Genomic DNA, 17,762 nt, shown 5'->3' on the forward strand with positions numbered 1-17,762 from the left:
ATCGACCTCGTTCGCCCGTTAGTCGCAGATGCGCATAGCCGAGCGCAGAAGCTGGGTAATGTCGTTCATCGCCAGATCCCGGTCTTCGGGCCGCATCGCCACCTGCAGGCTTTGCTCCGTGTGCTGGGCGATGATCAACAGCGCCACTTCCCGCAAGGCGGCAGTGGCGGCGGCGATCTGCTGGACCTCGTCCTGGCAGTGGCGGTTGTCCTCGATCATCGTCTTGAGACCGCGAACCTGACCTTCGATGCGGTTCAGGCGCTGCACCAGCGCTTTCTTCTCGTCGTCCGTACGCCGCAACTCGATACGGTCGTCTTTTACAATAGCGTCCATCTGCTGCCTGTCTTGCTGCATTCTTCATGCCGGACCTAGATCCTTGAGACCGGAGGGTGCAGCAAGAAAGACAGCAATGAAAGAACAAGTTCTCGGGCCAGCCAACACGAAATGGCGAGCTCCATGGAAAATGGAGCCCGCCTTGTTCTGCTTACATCTGCTCGAGCTGAGCACCGCTATCCGGACGAGCCGGGCCGAGAACCGGTTCTTCACCCATCGGCTCGTTCGGGAAGATGGTAAACGTGCCCTTGCCATCGACCGAGGGGCCTTCGTTCCAACGGGCCGGAGGCGGCAGCGTGCCGTCCGAGGACGTTGCGAAGAAGTCGTAGTTATGCTGCTGGTTTTCCATGTCCTGCGGGAAGCTGTTCGGGATCGGCATTGCCGCCGTGCCGCCGAGTTCCTCGATCACGCCCATCCATTGATTCTGGTGCATCGTGTCGCGAGCGATCAGGAACTGAAGCATGTCCTTCATGCCCGGGTCCTGGGCGGCATTGAAGAGACGCACTGCAAGCACGCGGCCCGTGCTTTCGGCTGCGACGTTACAATACATGTCGGCGGCAAGGTTACCGCTGGCGTAGATATGCGACATGTTGAAGGGAACGCCGTCGGAATCGACGGGCATCGCCGCCATGCCGGTCGACAGGATGTGCTTCTGGATCGCGCCTTCGATCACGTGACGCGGGTTCTCGCCGCCCATGACAGCGCCAACAACGGCATCCATGGCGCCGGCTTCCTGCAGGCTGGTCGGGGCAGTCTCGAGGTTGAGAGCGACGGCCGTTGCAAGCATTTCAATGTGACCGATTTCTTCGGTCGCCGTGTTGAGCAGCATGTCGCGGTATTTTGTGGTCGGGCCGCGAGCGCCCCAGGCCTGGAAGAAATACTGCATGCATACGCGGATCTCGCCTTCCACGCCGCCGATCGCCTGCTGCAGCATACGTGCGAAGGCCGGATCTGGGCTGGCGACTTTCACCGGATATTGGAGACGTCTGTCGAAACTATACATCTGGGTGCTCCTTGGTGGGGTTCGTTAGATCTTTATCAGATACCCCCTGGGGGTATCGTTAGTCGAACATGTGGCGATACAGTATGTTCCCGCTCAAGTTTTCTTTTTGCAGGATCCTGTGATTTCCTGCGCAAGCTCAGCCCCGCCTTGGCGTCCAGGCCGTGAAAGGACCTGCCGAAGAACCGCAGGAGCATAAGCTTTCAGCGCCGGCCTTACTGGCGGGCGCGGCAAAGGTTGCAAAAGGGTCCGGTTTCGGTTGAAAATAGTTGCAACGACGAGTTTGATGCATGGTGGTGATCCGCGACGAGCGCTCAGGGGACGAGGATGCGATCCGCGACCTGACGGAGCGCGCCTTTGCCCCCATGGCATTCAGCGACGGCTCGGAACCGGCCATTGTCGACGCCCTGCGGCAGGCGGGCGATCTGACAATTTCCCGGGTCGCCGAAGACGACGGCGGGATCATCGGCCATGTCGCCTTTTCGCCAGTGAAGGTGGAGGGGGCGGAGGCTGGCTGGTTCGGCCTTGGGCCGATTTCAGTCGAGCCGGCAAGGCAGAGGCAGGGCATAGGAAGAGCGCTGATAGCACAGGGTCTGGATCGGCTGAGGGCAAAGGGCGCGTCCGGCTGCGCGCTGATCGGCAGTCCCGATGTATATCGCGGCTCGGGCTTTATCAGCGACGGGCAGTTGGCCTATGGCGACCTCGACAGGCGCTATGTCATGAGGATCGTCTTCTTCGGCCCGGCGCCGCAGGGCATGCTTGAATTCGCGCCTGCGTTCGAAGAAGCCCAAGTCGAATGAACATGGACCTGCAGCCGTTCAGCGCGCCGGCATGCGGAAGGTGAAGCGGGTCTCGACGTCGTCGGAGGACACGTCGAGCCGGCCCCCATGAGCTTCGGCGATCTGGGAAGCAATATAGAGCCCGAGCCCGAGGCCCTGCATGCTGGATTCTGCTTCGCCGCGTTTGAAAGGCAGAAACAGTTTCTGGATCGAAGATGCGGGGATAGGATCGCCTGCATTGGCGACCGACAGATGCAGTTCACCGTCGATGATCGACGCCTGAACATGGATCGGGTGGTCCGCCGAGCCATGCGTTACGGCATTGCCGAGCAGGTTGGAAAACATCTGGCCAATGCGCTGGTGATCGACCGGCAGGGCATGCTGAAGATCGTAGGAAAGGTTGATCTGACGCTCCGGATGCCCCGACAGGATCTCGGCGACCACCTGATCGAGCGTATCCTGCAAAGACGCTTCTGCATCCGTTGTCAGCGTCAGTCCGCCGCCCAGTCTTCCGCGTGCAAAATCGAGCACATTGCCGATCAGCGTCGACATGCGCATCACGCTGCCGCGCATCATGCTCAGAACCTTGAGCGCCTTATCGGTCTGCGGCTCCCGCTTCAGGATGTTGATGGCGCCGTCGATCGAAGCCAGAGGATTGCGCAGGTCGTGGCCGAGAACCGCGATGAACTGCTCGCGCAACTCGGACGTTGCCTTCTCGTCCATCAGACTGGCACGCGCCAGTTCGAGCTTCTGGTTGGCATCAAGGTGATAGGCGATCAGCTCGGCAAACAGCTTGAACATGCCAAGCACTTTTGGATTGTTCAGCTCCGCCGGCTTCGGATCGATGGCACACAGTGTCCCGAAAAACGTACCGTCCGGCAGGATGATCGGCATGGAAATGTAGCTCTGCAGACCGTAGGTGGCAGGCGTGTGGTGGCCACAATAAATCAGATCTTCGGCCACATTGTCGATAACGACGACCTCTTTCGCCTGACGAACTTCATGGCAAAGCGTCGTCTCAACCTCGAGCTCGCCGCCGGCAGCCAAGCCGAAATCGATATTGTCCAGAACTTGGCAGGCAATCCACCGATCGTCGGTTACCCGCGCGACAGCCGCAAAGCCCATCCCGGTGGTACGGCAGATGACGTCAAGAATCGTAGGGACGGCGCCAATGCCCTGGACGGCGTCTATATCGCTCTGGAAATCATGGGACATTCTTTAAGAGCTAACTCGCGACTGAACGAAAATTGGGAGGAATTGTAGGCCTGCCTCGCGCGGACTTTAGATGGGACTTTTACACGAGTTTTCCAGAGGTTCAATGACAGTGCTGCAGGCATAGGCCAAGGCATTGAACGAGATAGTTGCCGCGTTACGTCCACCGGTTTAAGGTTGCCTGCACAACATTGCCGGAGTCGTTGTGGGCCATATTCCACTACCCGATTACCTTGTCGCGCACTCCTGCTCGGTCCTCGTCGAGATCGTCGAAGCCAGAGGCTCGACGCCACGCGAGGCGGGAACCTTTATGCTGGTCTCGTCCACGGAAATCTGGGGAACGATCGGCGGCGGCCAGTTCGAATATATGGCGATCGACAATGCCCGGGCGATGCTTTCGGGCGGCGGCGAAAGGGTGATGGACATTCCACTTGGACCGGAGATCGGTCAATGTTGCGGCGGTCGGACGAAGCTGCTCTTTACGGCGATGAACGACGAACTTCGACAAAGGCTGGAGCGGCAGCTGCAAACCGACCAGCAGGGGCGTCCGGCCGTCTTCCTGTTCGGTTCGGGCCATGTGGGACTGGCGCTGGCCTATGCGCTCGCCCCCCTGCCCTTCGCGGTTAGCGTGGTCGAAACACGGGAGGAAGCCCTGCAAGAGCTGCCAGCGCAAACCAGCCGACGCCTGACCGCCATGCCGGAAGCTCTGGTCGAGACGATACCCGCGGGCGGCGCGGCCGTCATTCTCACCCACGACCATGCCCTGGATTTTCTCATTGCACAGAAGGCGCTGGCACGCCCCGACCTCGCTTATGTCGGGATGATCGGCTCAAAGACGAAGCGGGCGACCTTCTCCAACTGGCTACGGCGCGAAGGAGGTGACGAGACCATGCTGTCGCGCCTCGTCCTGCCGATCGGCGGGTCGGCGGTGCGCGACAAGCGGCCGGCGGTTATTGCCGCGCTGGTGGCGGCCGAACTGTTGCAACGTATCAGCGCCTCGCTAGAGCGCAGCTCAGATCGGCAGATCGCGCATGTTTGATCCTCGCCGCGCCTGCCAATAGGCTTCGCAGCGCTGGCAAGGCAGGTTCTCGTTCAATCCGAGGTCTCGGGCCAGATCATCCGGGATATCGACCACGCCAGCGGAAGGCTTGCGGAACGATGCAGAGAGATCTTTCAGAAGGCAAGCCAATAGATCTGCCATGGCTGGCCGTAAGATTCTGAGCCGGGCGATTGGGGCTGGCATGAGTGCCTCATCGATAAACTGAGTTAATAGCTCGAAAGCAGCAATGCGCCGGATTGCTGGAGCTTTCCAATTCAATTAGAGTGGGCCATGATCAAGAGAGCTTATCGATGAAACTTTCGCTCCGCTTTCCGCTGAATGCATTGCGGGTCTTCGAGGCCGTGGCACGGCTTGAAAACTTCACCCGTGCCGCGGAAGAGCTGGGGATGACGCAGACGGCCGTCAGCTACCAGATCAAGCTGCTGGAAGAACATCTGGGCGATACAGTTTTCATTCGCAGACCGCGGGCGCTGCAGTTGACGGAAACCGGCGAGAACCTGCTGCCCAAGGTGGCGGAAGCCTTTTCCCTTTTGACTGAAGCGGTTCAGGCGGCTCGCGGCACTGCCGACGAAACGCTCGAAATCCACTCGACACCGACCTTCGCTTCTCATTGGCTGGTGCGCCATATCGGCGATTTCCAGCTCCAGCATCCGAACATCGCCGTGCGCCTGGTGCGCCATTCGGGCCGCAACGACGACATGGAGCCGCCACCGACGGATGTGGCGATCCGTATCGGTGCCAAGCCGTGGGACGGGCTTGTCTGCCATGCCTTGCTGAAAATGACCTATACGCCCATGCTCACCCCCGACCTCGCCGACAGTATCGGTGGAATTTCGGAGCCGGCCGACCTGCTCAAGCTGCCGTGGATTTCGAACAGCAAGGGCTTCTGGCGAGACTGGTTCCAGGCTGCCGGTCTCCAGAATGTCGATGTGCGGCAGATGCAGCTGGACACGTTCGGCGCCCTGGACCTGGAGGCGAATGCGGCACTGGCCGGCCATGGGGTGGCCATTCTAAGCCCCTTCCTGTTTGCCGCCGAGCTTTTGTCCGGACGTCTTGTGCAGCCCTTCGATATCTGCCTGGACGACAACAAAACCTACTGGCTGTGCTATCCGCCGGCGCGCAAGAACGCCGCAAAGATCAAGGCTTTTGCCACCTGGCTGCAGGCCGCTATAGCGCGCGACATGGCTCGCAGCCCCAGCCAAGCCGCCTTGCCCGCAGCGTGACAGTGCCCGCCCTCTCAAAGATTTCGCGGCGGAAAAATGATGCGGGCTGCTCGAAAGGCGTTGCCTTCGGTTTGGCCGGGCCGCTGGCGTCCTTCCAGAAGCCCGAGATCCTGTTTCCAATGATCCGACATGCCCTGCAGATCGAGTCGATTTTGATAGGTCCTTTCTTTGGATCGAAAGATCTCGGCGATTAAACGCCGCGGCAAAAACCGCGCAAGATACACGTCTGCAAACGAAAACATCGCATTTCTCCAATGGGATAACCCATTTTCATTTGTTGTTTGTGGAAGTAGTCTGCGCCCGGAAATGACGGAGATCCAATCGAATAACCGTCTCTATGGATCAAGAGAGCTCATCCATGAAAATCTCGAAGCAGTTTCCGTTGAACGCGCTGCGGGTCTTCGAATCCGCTGCCCGGCACATGAGCTTCACCAAAGCCGGAGAGGAACTGGGACTGACCCAGACGGCGGTCAGCTACCAGATCAAGCTGCTGGAGGACACGCTCGGCGAGCCGCTGTTTCTGCGCCGACCGCGGCAGGTTTCGTTGACGGAAGCAGGCGAGCGACTGGCGCCGAAGATCGCGGAAGCTTTCACGATCATGACCGATGCGGTAGCCGGCTTGAAGGAGACGGCGGAAGGAACGCTGGTCATCCACTCCACGGCGACCTTTGCGGCTCGGTGGCTGGCGCGGCACCTGGGAACTTTCCAGCTGCAGAATCCGGGCATGGCGGTGAGACTCGAAACCTCGCAGGAGATCATCGATTTCGGCAAGACCGAAGCCGACGTGGCGATCCGTACCGGCCGGGGTGACTGGCCCGGTTTGCGCTCCCACTTCCTGGTCAAGAGTCATTTCACGCCGATGCTGAGCCCGGACCTGGCGGCAACGATCGGCGGCGTGCACAAGCCCCAAGATCTGCTGAAGCTGCGGCTTATCGATCCCGGCGATCCCTGGTGGCGGATCTGGTTTGCGGCGGCGGGCATGCCGGATGTGGACCTGAGCGGCCGTCCGAGCACCAAGTTCGGCGCGCAGGCGGTCGAGGCCGCAGCCGCTGTGGCCGGCCAGGGCGTCGCAATCCTGAGGCCGGAATTCTATACCGACGACGTCCTGCTCGGGCGCCTGATCCAGCCGCTTCCAATCCTTGCCCATGACGGCAGCGACTATTGGCTGGCCTATCCCGAGAGCCGTCGCAATTCCAGAAAGATCCGCGCTTTCCGCGATTTCCTCCTGACGACCATTCAAAGTTTCCGCGACTGACTCCCGGCCGGGGCGATCACCGCGGATCAACAGCTCCTGCCAGGCGCATTGCATCGCGGTTGCGTGTCTGGAACAGCCTCGTCGCGCATCGGCACTTCCCATGCCGTGGATTTTTACGCAGAGTGACGAGTCGGGGGGCAACAAGGGGAAGCCATGTACGAATATGCCATTGCCTGGGAATGGTTGAGCTTTGCGGCACGCTGGTTCCACGTCATCACCGCGATCGCCTGGATCGGCTCCTCCTTTTATTTCATTGCGCTCGATCTCGGCCTGGTAAAGCGGCCGAACATGCCGGCCGGTGTGTACGGTGAGGAATGGCAGGTGCATGGCGGCGGCTTCTACCATGTCCAGAAATATCTCGTCGCGCCGACGCAGATGCCGCAGCATCTGACATGGTTCAAATACGAGAGCTATTTCACCTGGCTTTCCGGCTTCCTGATGCTCTGCATCGTTTATTACGGCGGCGCCGACCTCTTCCTGATCGACCATTCGGTCATGGATCTGGCGCCCTGGCAGGCCATCCTCATCTCGCTCGCATCACTGGCCCTCGGCTGGATCTTCTACGACCAACTCTGCAGATCACCGGTCGGCCGCAATACCTGGGGACTGATGATCGTCCTCTATATCGCGCTGGTCGCCATGGCCTGGGGGTATACGCAGGTCTTCACCGGCCGCGCCGCCTTCCTGCATCTCGGCGCCTTCACGGCGACGATCATGTCGGCCAATGTCTTCATGATCATCATTCCCAACCAGAAGATCGTCGTGGCGGACCTGATCGCCGGCCGCACGCCCGATCCGAAATACGGGATGATCGCCAAGCAGCGCTCGCTTCACAACAACTACCTGACGCTGCCCGTCATCTTCTTCATGCTGTCGAACCATTATCCGCTCGCTTTCGCGACGGCCTTCAACTGGGTCATTGCGGCACTGGTCTTCCTGATGGGCGTGACGATCCGGCACTGGTTCAACACGACCCATGCCCGCAAGGGCAGACCCACCTGGACCTGGCTCGCGACCATGCTGATCTTCATCCTCATCATGTGGCTGTCGACCGTGCCGAAAATCCTGACGGGCGCGACGGAAACGTCCATGGCACCGGCCACCTCCACCATGCAGCGGAGGTTCGCCGCCAACATTCACTTCGGAGCCGCAAGGGACGTCGTCCAGTCCCGCTGTTCCATGTGCCATGCGGCCGAGCCCGCCTATGACGGCGTCAACTTCGCGCCGAAATCGGTTAAGCTCGAAACCGACGCGGAGATTGCCGCTCACGCCCGCGAGATCTATCTCCAGGCCGGCCGCAGCCATGCCATGCCGCCCGGCAATGTCACATCCATCTCGGCCGAGGAGCGCAAAGCTCTGGTTGCCTGGTATGAAAGCACCATATCCGAATGAACCACGCCAAATTGATCCGCGGGCGCCTTCTGTCCTTCAAACGCGCGCCCCTCGCCCTGACCGACATCGAAAGCTATCGCTACGAGCATGACGGCGGCCTCTTGATATCTAATGGCAAGATCGCAGCGGCCGGCGACTACGCAGCCGTCAAGGCACAGGCACCGGAGGAGATCGAAGAGATCGACCACCGGCCGCATCTCATCTTGCCCGGCTTCATCGATTGCCACATGCATTTCCCGCAGATGCAGGTGGTCGCCTCCTATGCCGGCAACCTGCTGGAATGGCTGAACACCTATACATTTCCGGAGGAATGCCGCTTCGTCGAAAGCGATCATGCGGCGCGTATCGCCGCGCATTTCTACGATGAACTGCTGCGCCACGGCACAACCACCGCCGCCGCCTATTGCACCGTGCACAAAACGTCAGCCGACGCCTACTTCGCGGAAGCTATGAAGCGCGGCATGTGCATGGTCGGCGGCAAGGTGATGATGGACCGCAATGCGCCGCAGGGACTGCTCGATACGCCGCAGATTGGCTATGACGAGACCCGCGCGGTAATCGCCGAATGGCACGGCAAGGGGCGCAACCATGTGGCCATCACGCCGCGCTTCGCCATCACCTCCACCCCGCAGCAGATGAAGGCGGCACAGGCGTTGGCGCAGGAGTTTCCGGACCTGTTCATCCAGACGCATCTTTCCGAAAACCACGAGGAGATCCGTTATACCGGCGAGCTTTATCCAGAAGCCAAGGACTACACGGACATATATGCGCAATACGGCCTGCTGGGCAAAAAGACCCTGCTCGGCCATGCCATACACTTGTCCGATCGCGAGGCGGATGCGCTCTCCGAAGCGGGAGCCATTGCGATCCACTGCCCGACCTCCAACCTCTTCCTCGGTTCGGGTCTTTTCCCGATGAAGGCGCTGATGCGCCGCGACAAGCCGGTGCGGGTGGCGGTGGCAACCGATATCGGCGGCGGCTCCAGTTACTCCATGCTGCGCACCATGGACGAAGCCTACAAGATCCAGCAGCTGCTCGGCGAGCGCCTCAACCCGCTGGAAAGCTTCTACCTGATGACCCGCGGCAATGCAGAAGCCCTGTCTATGGTGGAGGATATCGGCACGCTGGATGTCGGCTCGACCGCCGATCTCGTGGTGCTCAATGCGGCCTCGACCCCGGCCATGCAACTGCGCATGGAGACCATCAAAACGCTACCGGAGGAGCTTTTCCTGCTACAGACCATGGGCGACGACAGGGCAGTCGTCGAGACTTATGTGGCGGGTATGGCGCGCAAGCCCGTAGAGCGCGGTGAGACGGCCGCTGCCTCTGCCGGAGCGTCGGCTTGAGTAGGCTTCACGAATTGGTTATCAGATCAGTCATCACGGCCATCACGAAAAGGCGCATCCCGGCATGAGTCCAGACTATCTCGTCACCCATTCAGGTGGCTTCCATGCCGACGAGCTTCTATCAAGCGTCATCCTGACAAGGCTTTTCCCGCAGGCGCGGCTGGTCCGCAGCCGGGCTCCCGATTGGATCACACCCGGTGGTGACCGGATCATCTACGACGTCGGCGGCGATTACGACGCGGCGATGCAGATCTTCGACCACCACCAGCGCGGCGCGCCGTTGCGCGACGACGGCAAGCCGTTCAGCTCCTTCGGCCTGATCTGGAAGCATTACGGCCGCGATTACCTTTTAGCCTTTGGCCTCCCACAGGCCAACGTCGATGACGTGCATGCTTCCTTCGATGAGAGTTTCGTACTGCCCGTCGACCTGATGGATAATGGCGCCCTCAGCCCCTCGATCGCCGGTCCGCTCGCCGACCTGACGCTTCCCGCACTGCTGGAAACCCTGAAGCCGGTTTTCGACGAAAAGGATGGGGATGCGGAAGACAGGGCTTTCTGCAACGCGCTTGCCATCGCTCGCAGCTTCGTCGAAGCCAATATCGGACAGCGTGCTGCCAAGCTTCGCGCCGAGGACATGGTCCTGAAAGCGATCGGCGAAACCGGCACCGGACGCATTCTAGAGCTTCCCATGGGCATGCCCTTCCGCGCCGCGGTGGTGAAGGCCGGCGCTGACCATCTGCTCTTCGTCGTCCATCCGCGCGACAAGGACTGGTGCCTGACCGGAATTCGCCGCAGCGACGACGCTTTCGAACTACGGGCGGATCTGCCGGCCGCCTGGGCTGGGCTCACCAATGGTGATCTGGAAGCCGCCTGCGGAGTGAACGGCGCTACCTTCTGTCACAATGGTCGCTTCATTGCTGCTGCCAAAACCCGGGAGGCAGCGCTCGCCATGGCGGAGATCGCAGTTCAACAGGCCTTGCAGGCGGCTGTCTGAGGCGAACGTGGATCGGCCGAAGCATATCTACGACGGGTGCGCTGCTAAAATTGCCGGCGAAAGCCAGCAGTTTGGGATGATCGCGGCCGCGCTTCTATGCTAGTCCTTGAGACTTCTTTTGGAGGAAGATGACCGCATGTCCACGCCGCTGACCATTGCCGACCTGAAGACGCTCGCACGCCGCCGAGTCCCGAAAATGTTCTTCGACTACGCCGATTCGGGTGCCTGGACGGAAGGCACCTACCGGGCGAATGAAGAGGATTTCGCAAGGATCAAGCTGCGCCAGCGCGTGCTGGTTGACATGACCAACCGGACGCTGGCAACGACCATGGTCGGCGAAACGGCATCTATGCCGGTGGCGCTTGCCCCGACCGGCATGACCGGCATGCAGCACGCCGACGGAGAAATGCTGGCAGCCAAGGCCGCCGAGGAATTCGGCGTACCCTTCACGCTTTCGACCATGAGCATTTGCTCGATCGAAGACGTCGCCTCAGTCACGTCAAAACCCTTCTGGTTCCAGCTCTATGTGATGAAGGACCGCGGCTTCGTGGAACGGCTGATCGGCCGGGCCAAGGCTGCAAAGTGCTCCGCCCTGGTGGTGACGGCCGACCTGCAGATTCTCGGTCAGCGCCACAAGGATATCCGCAACGGCCTCTCGGCTCCGCCGAAATGGACGCTGAACAGCGCCCTGCAGCTGGCGACCAAGCCGCAATGGTGCCTGGAAATGCTGCAAACCAAGCGGCGCGGCTTCGGCAATATCGTCGGCCATGCGAGCAATGTTTCCGATCTTTCCTCGCTCGGCGCCTGGACGGCCGAGCAGTTCGACCCGCGGCTTTCCTGGGACGATATCCGCTGGATCAAGGATCTTTGGGGCGGCAAGCTGATCATCAAGGGGATTCTGGACGAGGAAGACGCCCGGGCCGCTGCCGATACGGGCGCCGATGCGCTGATCGTATCCAACCATGGCGGCCGCCAGCTGGACGGTGTTCCGTCCTCGATCAGCATGCTGCCGCGAATCGTCGATGCGGTGGGGGACCGGATCGAGGTGCATTTTGACGGCGGCATCCGCTCCGGCCAGGACGTGCTGAAAGCGGTGGCACTCGGAGCGCGCGGCACCTATATCGGCCGCCCCTTTCTGTGGGGCCTCGGCGCCATGGGCAAGCAGGGCGTCACGGCATCGTTGGAAATCATCCGCAAGGAGATGGATATCAGCATGGCGCTGTGCGGCAAGCGCGACATCCAGCATGTCGATCGGGAGATTCTAGCGGGAACGCCCTTCCCGGCCATGTGACCGAAGAGCCACGACCCTTGGCCGGCCACGCAGCGATGGAGCCGGCCGGTTCATCGGGTTCAGTTGTGCCGATGCGGCACCGGCGAGAATTCCGGCAGAGACCCGTCCGCCAGAGCCTCGAATAGCGACTTCAAAGCGGGCTCGGCGACCTGGCGGGCAGCTTCGGCCGCCGGAAGCCATGCCAGCGTCCGTTCGCCCCGTTCGGGAAAGTCCTCTGTCATGCCGGCGACCTCCAGCGGGTGAACGGCCACGTGGCGGCGGAGCCGCTTGCCGTCCTTCCTGTAGGTATAGGCGGTCAGGATCTTGTTTTGTGCCGTTCCCCGCACGCCGGCTTCCTCGAAAGCTTCCCGGGCCGCTGCAATCGGCGAGGTTTCCCCCGGATCGACATTGCCCTTCGGGACACCCAACTTGCCGCTCTTGCGGCTGCTGATCACAAGAAACCTCCGCTCGCCGCCCGTGTTGCGGTAGCAGAGGGCTGCTGCCTGGGCAACGTGGCCGCTGCTGATCAGGCTCAAACCCTGCTGCGCGACCCTTGCGACTTTGCCGACGGTTGCCGAGATGGACATGAAGTATCCTCCGGTTTCAAGATTTATCGCTGCGTGAAGGGCTTGACGGCCTCTAGATGACGCCGCCGGTGACGGGATCGACGACCGGCCTTTCGCTCTCGTCCTTCGTCTGCGAGGGCTGGACGGCAGCAGGCGCGAGCGACTGGCGGTCGGAACGCTTCTGCTCGTCGGCTCTCTCCGTCACATCGGGCGGGATGCGCTGTTCCGGATCAGCATTGCTGTCATTGTTGCTCATGGCGGTCTCCTGGAGCAACAACACCTGGACGGCATCCGGGTTCCAAACGGCGGTGGCTGGGCTCAGCCTTCTGCCTGCTTGTCCTTACGCAACCGGTAGCCGTGGACGAAGTCGACCACCTTGTCGCTCGACATCTCGCAGGGCTTCAAGGCGAGCACTCCCGACTTCATCCGGTAGAGATTGAAGCTGACAATGTCCTTGCCGGACAGATCTTCGGCAAACAGCCAAATCCGCTTTTCTTCCGCATCCCGCCGCACGGTGACGCCCCAGCGCCGGCCGTTGAACTCACCCTCGCTGTAGCCGCTCGGGATCAGCGCGAGGTCGAACTCGAAGGAGGATTGGTCGTAGGGCATGTGCTGGTGCTTGACCTTTTATATGCCGGCGCGGATCAACTGGCTGATCATCCAGCGTAGCTGAAATAGTTCCGAAGATCAGCACCAGCCGCCTTTGCCAGCGCCTGGGCGCTTGGCCAAACCTTCATTGACGAGGACATCGGCAAGCGAACGACCGTTGCGGGTAACGTCGCGCAGCTTGTGGCCTTCAATTTCATCGCCATTGCCCTGCCAGGTGACAAGTTCGAACGGGCCCGAATCGAGGAAGGCCCGTACGCGCAGCTCTGCATCGCTCGCCTTGATGCGCTCGCTTTCGCAGCGGGGTTTCTTGATGTCGGGCACTTCGATGCCGACAAGGCGGATCTTCTGGCCATGGAACATGAAGCGATCGGGTGCCATGACGCAATCATCCTGCTTGGCCGTGCCGCAAAGATAGAATTTCGCCTGGTAAGCGCCGGCCAGCGCTTCGCCCGGTTTCGCTTCGCCGGTTTTCGTCTCGCTGGGTTGGGAAGGCACAGCACTCTGGGAGGTGACGTCCATGCCGGGCTTGCCGATCGGCGCCGGCGGAATGATCGCCGCCGTCTGGTTCTGATCAGGCGGTGTCGCAGGCCGAAGTGTCACCGGCCGGTGAGGACTTGCTGGCAAGGGCTTGGACGGCACAGGTTTGTCATTCGCCTGCTCGGTTTTCGATGCGGTCTGGACTGGCTTTGCCGCCGTCAGGCCGGCGACGAGGCGACGAGCACCGACAGAATTGTCGTATAGGGCGATGCCGCCGGCGACCAGCGCCAGTGCGGCGAGCCAGGGCCAAAGGGTCGACCCGGATTTTGCCGAACGCTTGCCACTGGGTTTGCGACGCGAGCTGGATTTACCGCGCGATTGAGCCATGACCATCTCCTTTCCGATTCGAAGCGGAGTATCGCGGCCAAGGATTTCGGAATGGTTTCGATCGACGGAGAGAACTCAGATCCGCCCCGTCGCCAAAGCGCTTGCCCAGTCGGCACGGCCGTTCTTCTGCGCCAGCCGCGACATTGCCATATGATCGTAAGCGACATTGCGGAACTGTGGCACCCAGCCCTTTTCCGACTTCTCCAGAACGGCGTGGGACGCCATGGCATGGCCTGTCTCAACCTTGCGGAAACAAGGCGCATCGTCCTCATAGGCTGGGCAGCCGACGCTTCCCGGATTGACGATCAGCCGACCATCGGCAAGCTGCACGGCACGCGGAATGTGGGTATGGGCGCACAGAATCAAGGCCTGCTCGATGCCCGCGGCGCGCCTTTCGATTTCCTCCACCGAATTCAGGCAAACCTGGCCATCCGCCGAGATCTGCTCCAGCCAATAAACATCGTCTGCCTGCGGCGTTGCATGGCAAAGATAGACTTCGTCGCGATAGATGGCGCTGAACGGCAGGCTGCGAAGCCATTGCAGATGACGTGGGGCCAGCTGCCCATGGGCATGCGCATCCGAAGCTCCCATGGCATGGGGCGCGGTCTCCAGAAGATGGCGATCGTGATTCCCACGCACCGTCATGGTCCCGGCCGCATCGAGGAGGATCATCAGGTCCGCGGTCCGATCGGCCTCCAGCGGACCGCTGAAGCAATCACCCAGATTGACGATCTCGCGAATGCCGAGCATGGCGATATCCTCGAGCACCGCCTGCAGAGCGGCACAATTTCCATGCACGTCGGCGATCACCGCTAAACGCATCAGCTGCCCCGGTAGGTGGAATAGCCGTAGGGCGAAAGCAGCAGGGGCACATGGTAATGCGCGGCGGAATCGGAAATGCCGAAGCGGATCGGGATCACGTCGAGAAAGGCGGGTTCCGTCAGCTGCATGCCGCGGCGGCGCAGATAGTCCCCCGCGTGGAAGACGAGTTCATACTCGCCCGGCAGGAACTCATCGCCGATCAGCATCGGCCCGCCATCGACGCGGCCATCCTCATTGGTGGTGACGCTCTTGAGCTTGTCGCGACCGGCGCCGTCCAGTCTATAAAGGTCGATCACCAGACCAGCCGCCGGCATGCCGCTGGCGGTATCGAGCACATGGGTGGTCAAGCCGGTCACAGGCGAGGCTCCTCAAGGAGATAAGGTTCGGGGAAGAAGAATTCCTCGTAATTGTCCTGGGGGTTTTCCCGGTCGATGACGAGGAAGTCGCTGGTCGCCTGCAGCGCCATCAGCGGATGATGCCAGACATTCGGGGAGTAGTTGATCCCCTGATGCGGGCCGACGAGGAAAACGCGTGGCTTGCCGGGAACACCGCGGACGTCCTCGGATACGGCGACCAGAAACGGATGGCCGGAGAGTGGCGTAAAGCTCTGGCTGGCAAAGGGATGACGCTCCATCATCGTCACCTCGTAGGGGAAAGGACGCGGCGGACTCCGGAAGATGTTGAAGATGATCGGCAGCGGCTCGCCGATCACCTGCGGCGACGAAAGCGCGTGGTAACGCTCGGTATAGCCGCCGTTGATCAGCCGCATGGTCGAAGGATCGGCCTCGATGACGTTTCCGAAAGCCGCGAAGGCTGCTTTGGTCAGCCGGTGGATTTCAAGCTTTTCGGTCAACAGGGATCCTTCCGTCATTCGCCCTGGGCATGAATGTTGCGCAGAGCATCGAGATCGGAGACGAGCGCCTGCAGCGATGTTCTCACCGTGCCAAGCAGGATTGGCAGCTCCGTCTTGTAATAGTCGTGGACCACAAAGTTGCGCATGCCCTTGATCTGGGTCCACAGGATTTCAGGATGCTCAATGGGAAAATCGGGATAGTGCGTCATGATCCGGGATGCTGCTTCGCCGATCAGCACAAAAGCCATTCCGACCGCCATTTGCGTCCGGACGTCGTCGAGAAATTCCTCATTGGACATCTGCTCCACGAACTCTCGAGCGCGAAGCGCTGCAGTGCGCATCTGATCGATATAAATTTTCAGACGATCAGTGTTGGTCATATGTCCTTGGCTTCCCGAAGAACTCGATCGCGGATGACATAGGGAATGCCACCCTCCGTCAGAAGATCAACCTTGATGCCGCCGAACATCTGCTCAAGCTCGAACTGCAAGCCGCCGAGGCTGAAAAGCGTCGATCCCGGAAGTGCATCGACCAGAATGTCGATATCGCTGTCCGGTCCGTCTTCTCCACGGGCGACGGAACCGAAAACGCGCGGGTTCGCCGCGTTGAAGCGTATGGTCGCTTCGCGGATCGCTTCCCTGTTCTTCTCCAGGACTTCCGAGGGTCTCATGGCGTCACTATAGGCTAGCGGAAAAACAGAAGGAAGAAGCCCCGCCTTACTTCTGCAGAAGCAGCGATTGCAGACGCAAAAGCGCGATCTTTTCCACCTGGGCCGTTGCCGTTTCGAATTCGTCATCGACGCCGTTGCCGATGCGGTGCTCGAAGGCGGCCAAGATATCGTCCTTGGTGAGGCCCTTCACGGCAATGATGAAGGGAAAGCCGAATTTTTGCATGTAGGCGATGTTGAGTTCGGTGAAGCGCGCATGTTCGGGAGCGCTCAGGCGGTCGAGGCCGGCGCCGGCCTGCTCCTGTCTGCTGTCTTCGGTCAGTTCGCCGGCAATCGCCAGCCGTCCCGCCAGATCTGGATGTGCCCGCAGCACGCCCAGTCTTTCGTCGTGGCTCGCGTTGCGAAACACAAAAACAAGCGCCGCATGCACGCCCTTGGCCGTCAAGGGAACGAAGATCAACCCGTCGTCATAGGCGCGCTCGGCAATAAAGGGCGAATGCTCGAAGACGCCACCGAACTTTTCGATGAAATCGCCGCGCGCCGTCAAAGCGCACCTACTGGGACATGGGCCGGCTGATGATGCGCGTGCCAATGCCTGGCGATCTCGATGCGCTGCGGAATCCAGACCTTATCGTGGGACAGCACATATTCGATGAAGCGCCTGAGTGCCGCGGCCCGTCCGGGCCGGCCGACAAGGCGGCAGTGCAGGCCGACCGACATCATCTTCGGGCTGCCCTCTTCGCCCTCGCGGTAAAGCACATCGAACGCGTCCTTCAGATAGGTAAAAAACTGATCGCCGGCATTGAAGCCCTGCGGCGTCGCAAATCGCATGTCGTTGGTGTCGAGCGTATAGGGTATGATCAGGAAGGGCTTGTTCGCGAGGCCTGGCACCCAGTAAGGCAGGTCGTCGGCATAGCTGTCGGAGGAATATAGAAAACCGCCTTCTTCCATGATCAGCTTCAGCGTATTGCCAGACGGCTTGCCCTGGTACATGCCATAGGGCCGCTCTCCGGTGAGCTCCGTATGAAGCCGCACCGCCTCGAGGATATGTTCGCGTTCCCGGGTTTCCGTGAAATCCTTGTATTCGAGCCAGCGATAGCCATGGCTAGCAATTTCCCAGCCAGCTTCCTTCATGGCTGCGACCGCTTCCGGATTGCGGGCCATAGCCAGCGTCACGCCATAAACGGTGGCCTGCACGTTGAGTTCGGTAAACAGCCGCCAGAGCCGCCAGAAGCCTGCCCGCGAGCCGTATTCGTAGATCGATTCCATGTTGAGATTGCGCTGGCCGGGCCAGGGCGCGGCACCGACGATTTCCGAGAGCAGCGCTTCCGAGGCAGGATCGCCGTCGAGGATGGAGCTCTCGCCGCCCTCCTCGTAATTGATCACGAACTGCACCGCGATATGGGCGTCACCCAGCCATTTTGGGTCAGGCGTGCGGCGGCCGTAACCGACGAGGTCGCGTGGATAGTCCTGTGGCTGCATCGGGTCCCCTCGAACGTTCGCAGAGACGGTAGCCT

22 protein-coding genes are annotated in these 17,762 nt (G+C 60.8%); 8 read left to right on the forward strand and 14 right to left on the reverse strand.

Annotated elements, in window-relative coordinates; genetic code table 11:
• Positions 1-18: 18 nt before the first annotated feature.
• Positions 19-333: a metal-sensitive transcriptional regulator gene (locus tag E2F50_RS02880; RefSeq protein ID WP_133314545.1), complete on the reverse strand. Its 315-nt coding sequence runs from the start codon at positions 331-333 to the stop codon at positions 19-21.
• 151 nt (positions 334-484) lie between these two features.
• The gene (locus tag E2F50_RS02885; protein WP_133314546.1) at positions 485-1,336 is read right to left on the reverse strand and encodes a manganese catalase family protein; all 852 of its coding nucleotides are present in this window, start codon (positions 1,334-1,336) and stop codon (positions 485-487) included.
• A 290-nt stretch (positions 1,337-1,626) separates the two neighbouring features.
• Here E2F50_RS02885 and E2F50_RS02890 point away from each other — a divergent pair, with 290 nt between their 5' ends.
• Positions 1,627-2,133 (forward strand): GNAT family N-acetyltransferase, encoded by a 507-nt coding sequence (locus tag E2F50_RS02890; protein ID WP_133315208.1) that lies wholly within the window; start codon positions 1,627-1,629, stop codon positions 2,131-2,133.
• A gap of 18 nt (positions 2,134-2,151) precedes the next feature.
• Here E2F50_RS02890 and E2F50_RS02895 read toward each other — a convergent pair whose 3' ends face one another.
• The gene (locus E2F50_RS02895) at positions 2,152-3,327 is read right to left on the reverse strand and encodes a GAF domain-containing sensor histidine kinase (protein WP_133314547.1); all 1,176 of its coding nucleotides are present in this window, start codon (positions 3,325-3,327) and stop codon (positions 2,152-2,154) included.
• A 202-nt stretch (positions 3,328-3,529) separates the two neighbouring features.
• Between E2F50_RS02895 and xdhC the strand changes: the two genes are divergently transcribed.
• The 7 genes from xdhC (at position 3,530) to E2F50_RS02930 (ending at position 11,885) form a co-directional block, all read left to right on the forward strand.
• A complete protein-coding gene (xdhC, locus tag E2F50_RS02900; RefSeq protein ID WP_425375346.1) occupies positions 3,530-4,363 on the forward strand; it encodes a xanthine dehydrogenase accessory protein XdhC in 834 nt (277 codons plus the stop codon).
• Positions 4,364-4,674: 311 nt separating this feature from the next.
• Positions 4,675-5,607, forward strand: a complete 933-nt coding sequence (locus E2F50_RS02905; protein ID WP_133314548.1) for a LysR substrate-binding domain-containing protein — start codon at positions 4,675-4,677, stop codon at positions 5,605-5,607.
• A 337-nt stretch (positions 5,608-5,944) separates the two neighbouring features.
• A complete protein-coding gene (locus E2F50_RS02910; protein ID WP_133314549.1) occupies positions 5,945-6,862 on the forward strand; it encodes a LysR substrate-binding domain-containing protein in 918 nt (305 codons plus the stop codon).
• Between the two features lie 153 nt (positions 6,863-7,015).
• Complete coding sequence (gene puuD, locus E2F50_RS02915) at positions 7,016-8,254, forward strand: urate hydroxylase PuuD (protein WP_133314550.1); 1,239 nt, start codon at positions 7,016-7,018, stop codon at positions 8,252-8,254.
• On the forward strand, positions 8,251-9,600 hold the full coding sequence (gene guaD / locus E2F50_RS02920; RefSeq protein ID WP_133314551.1) for a guanine deaminase: 1,350 nt from the start codon (positions 8,251-8,253) through the stop codon (positions 9,598-9,600). The genes puuD and guaD overlap by 4 nt, the downstream gene beginning before the upstream one ends.
• A 64-nt stretch (positions 9,601-9,664) precedes the next feature.
• The gene (locus E2F50_RS02925; RefSeq protein WP_133314552.1) at positions 9,665-10,594 is read left to right on the forward strand and encodes an MYG1 family protein; all 930 of its coding nucleotides are present in this window, start codon (positions 9,665-9,667) and stop codon (positions 10,592-10,594) included.
• A 136-nt stretch (positions 10,595-10,730) separates the two neighbouring features.
• Positions 10,731-11,885, forward strand: a complete 1,155-nt coding sequence (locus E2F50_RS02930; RefSeq protein WP_133314553.1) for an alpha-hydroxy acid oxidase — start codon at positions 10,731-10,733, stop codon at positions 11,883-11,885.
• Positions 11,886-11,944: 59 nt separating this feature from the next.
• Here E2F50_RS02930 and E2F50_RS02935 read toward each other — a convergent pair whose 3' ends face one another.
• The 11 genes from E2F50_RS02935 to puuE all read right to left on the reverse strand — a co-directional run bounded on the left by E2F50_RS02935 (position 11,945) and on the right by puuE (position 17,727).
• Positions 11,945-12,451, reverse strand: coding sequence for an NUDIX hydrolase (locus tag E2F50_RS02935; protein WP_133314554.1), 507 nt, complete (start codon positions 12,449-12,451; stop codon positions 11,945-11,947).
• Positions 12,452-12,503: 52 nt separating this feature from the next.
• Positions 12,504-12,686, reverse strand: coding sequence for a hypothetical protein (locus E2F50_RS02940; protein WP_133314555.1), 183 nt, complete (start codon positions 12,684-12,686; stop codon positions 12,504-12,506).
• 62 nt (positions 12,687-12,748) lie between these two features.
• Positions 12,749-13,039, reverse strand: a complete 291-nt coding sequence (locus E2F50_RS02945) for a hypothetical protein (protein WP_133314556.1) — start codon at positions 13,037-13,039, stop codon at positions 12,749-12,751.
• 78 nt (positions 13,040-13,117) lie between these two features.
• Entirely contained in the window at positions 13,118-13,903 is a 786-nt protein-coding gene (locus E2F50_RS02950) for a hypothetical protein (protein ID WP_133314557.1), read from the reverse strand.
• 75 nt (positions 13,904-13,978) lie between these two features.
• On the reverse strand, positions 13,979-14,725 hold the full coding sequence (locus tag E2F50_RS02955; RefSeq protein WP_133314558.1) for a metallophosphoesterase family protein: 747 nt from the start codon (positions 14,723-14,725) through the stop codon (positions 13,979-13,981).
• On the reverse strand, positions 14,725-15,081 hold the full coding sequence (uraH, locus tag E2F50_RS02960) for a hydroxyisourate hydrolase (protein ID WP_133314559.1): 357 nt from the start codon (positions 15,079-15,081) through the stop codon (positions 14,725-14,727). Before uraH ends, E2F50_RS02955 begins: the two co-directional genes overlap by 1 nt.
• Positions 15,078-15,578: an ureidoglycolate lyase gene (locus E2F50_RS02965; protein WP_133314560.1), complete on the reverse strand. Its 501-nt coding sequence runs from the start codon at positions 15,576-15,578 to the stop codon at positions 15,078-15,080. The genes uraH and E2F50_RS02965 overlap by 4 nt, the downstream gene beginning before the upstream one ends.
• A 14-nt stretch (positions 15,579-15,592) precedes the next feature.
• Entirely contained in the window at positions 15,593-15,958 is a 366-nt protein-coding gene (locus tag E2F50_RS02970) for a HepT-like ribonuclease domain-containing protein (RefSeq protein WP_133314561.1), read from the reverse strand.
• Entirely contained in the window at positions 15,955-16,248 is a 294-nt protein-coding gene (locus E2F50_RS02975) for a nucleotidyltransferase family protein (RefSeq protein WP_133314562.1), read from the reverse strand. The genes E2F50_RS02970 and E2F50_RS02975 overlap by 4 nt, the downstream gene beginning before the upstream one ends.
• A gap of 46 nt (positions 16,249-16,294) precedes the next feature.
• Complete coding sequence (uraD, locus tag E2F50_RS02980; protein WP_133314563.1) at positions 16,295-16,792, reverse strand: 2-oxo-4-hydroxy-4-carboxy-5-ureidoimidazoline decarboxylase; 498 nt, start codon at positions 16,790-16,792, stop codon at positions 16,295-16,297.
• Positions 16,789-17,727 carry an allantoinase PuuE gene (gene puuE, locus E2F50_RS02985; protein ID WP_133314564.1) on the reverse strand — a complete coding sequence of 313 codons (939 nt, stop codon included), beginning with the start codon at positions 17,725-17,727 and terminating at the stop codon, positions 16,789-16,791. Before puuE ends, uraD begins: the two co-directional genes overlap by 4 nt.
• Positions 17,728-17,762 lie beyond the last annotated feature (35 nt).

This window comes from Rhizobium deserti (assembly GCF_004358025.1).
Classification (GTDB): Bacteria; Pseudomonadota; Alphaproteobacteria; order Rhizobiales; family Rhizobiaceae; genus Neorhizobium; species Neorhizobium deserti.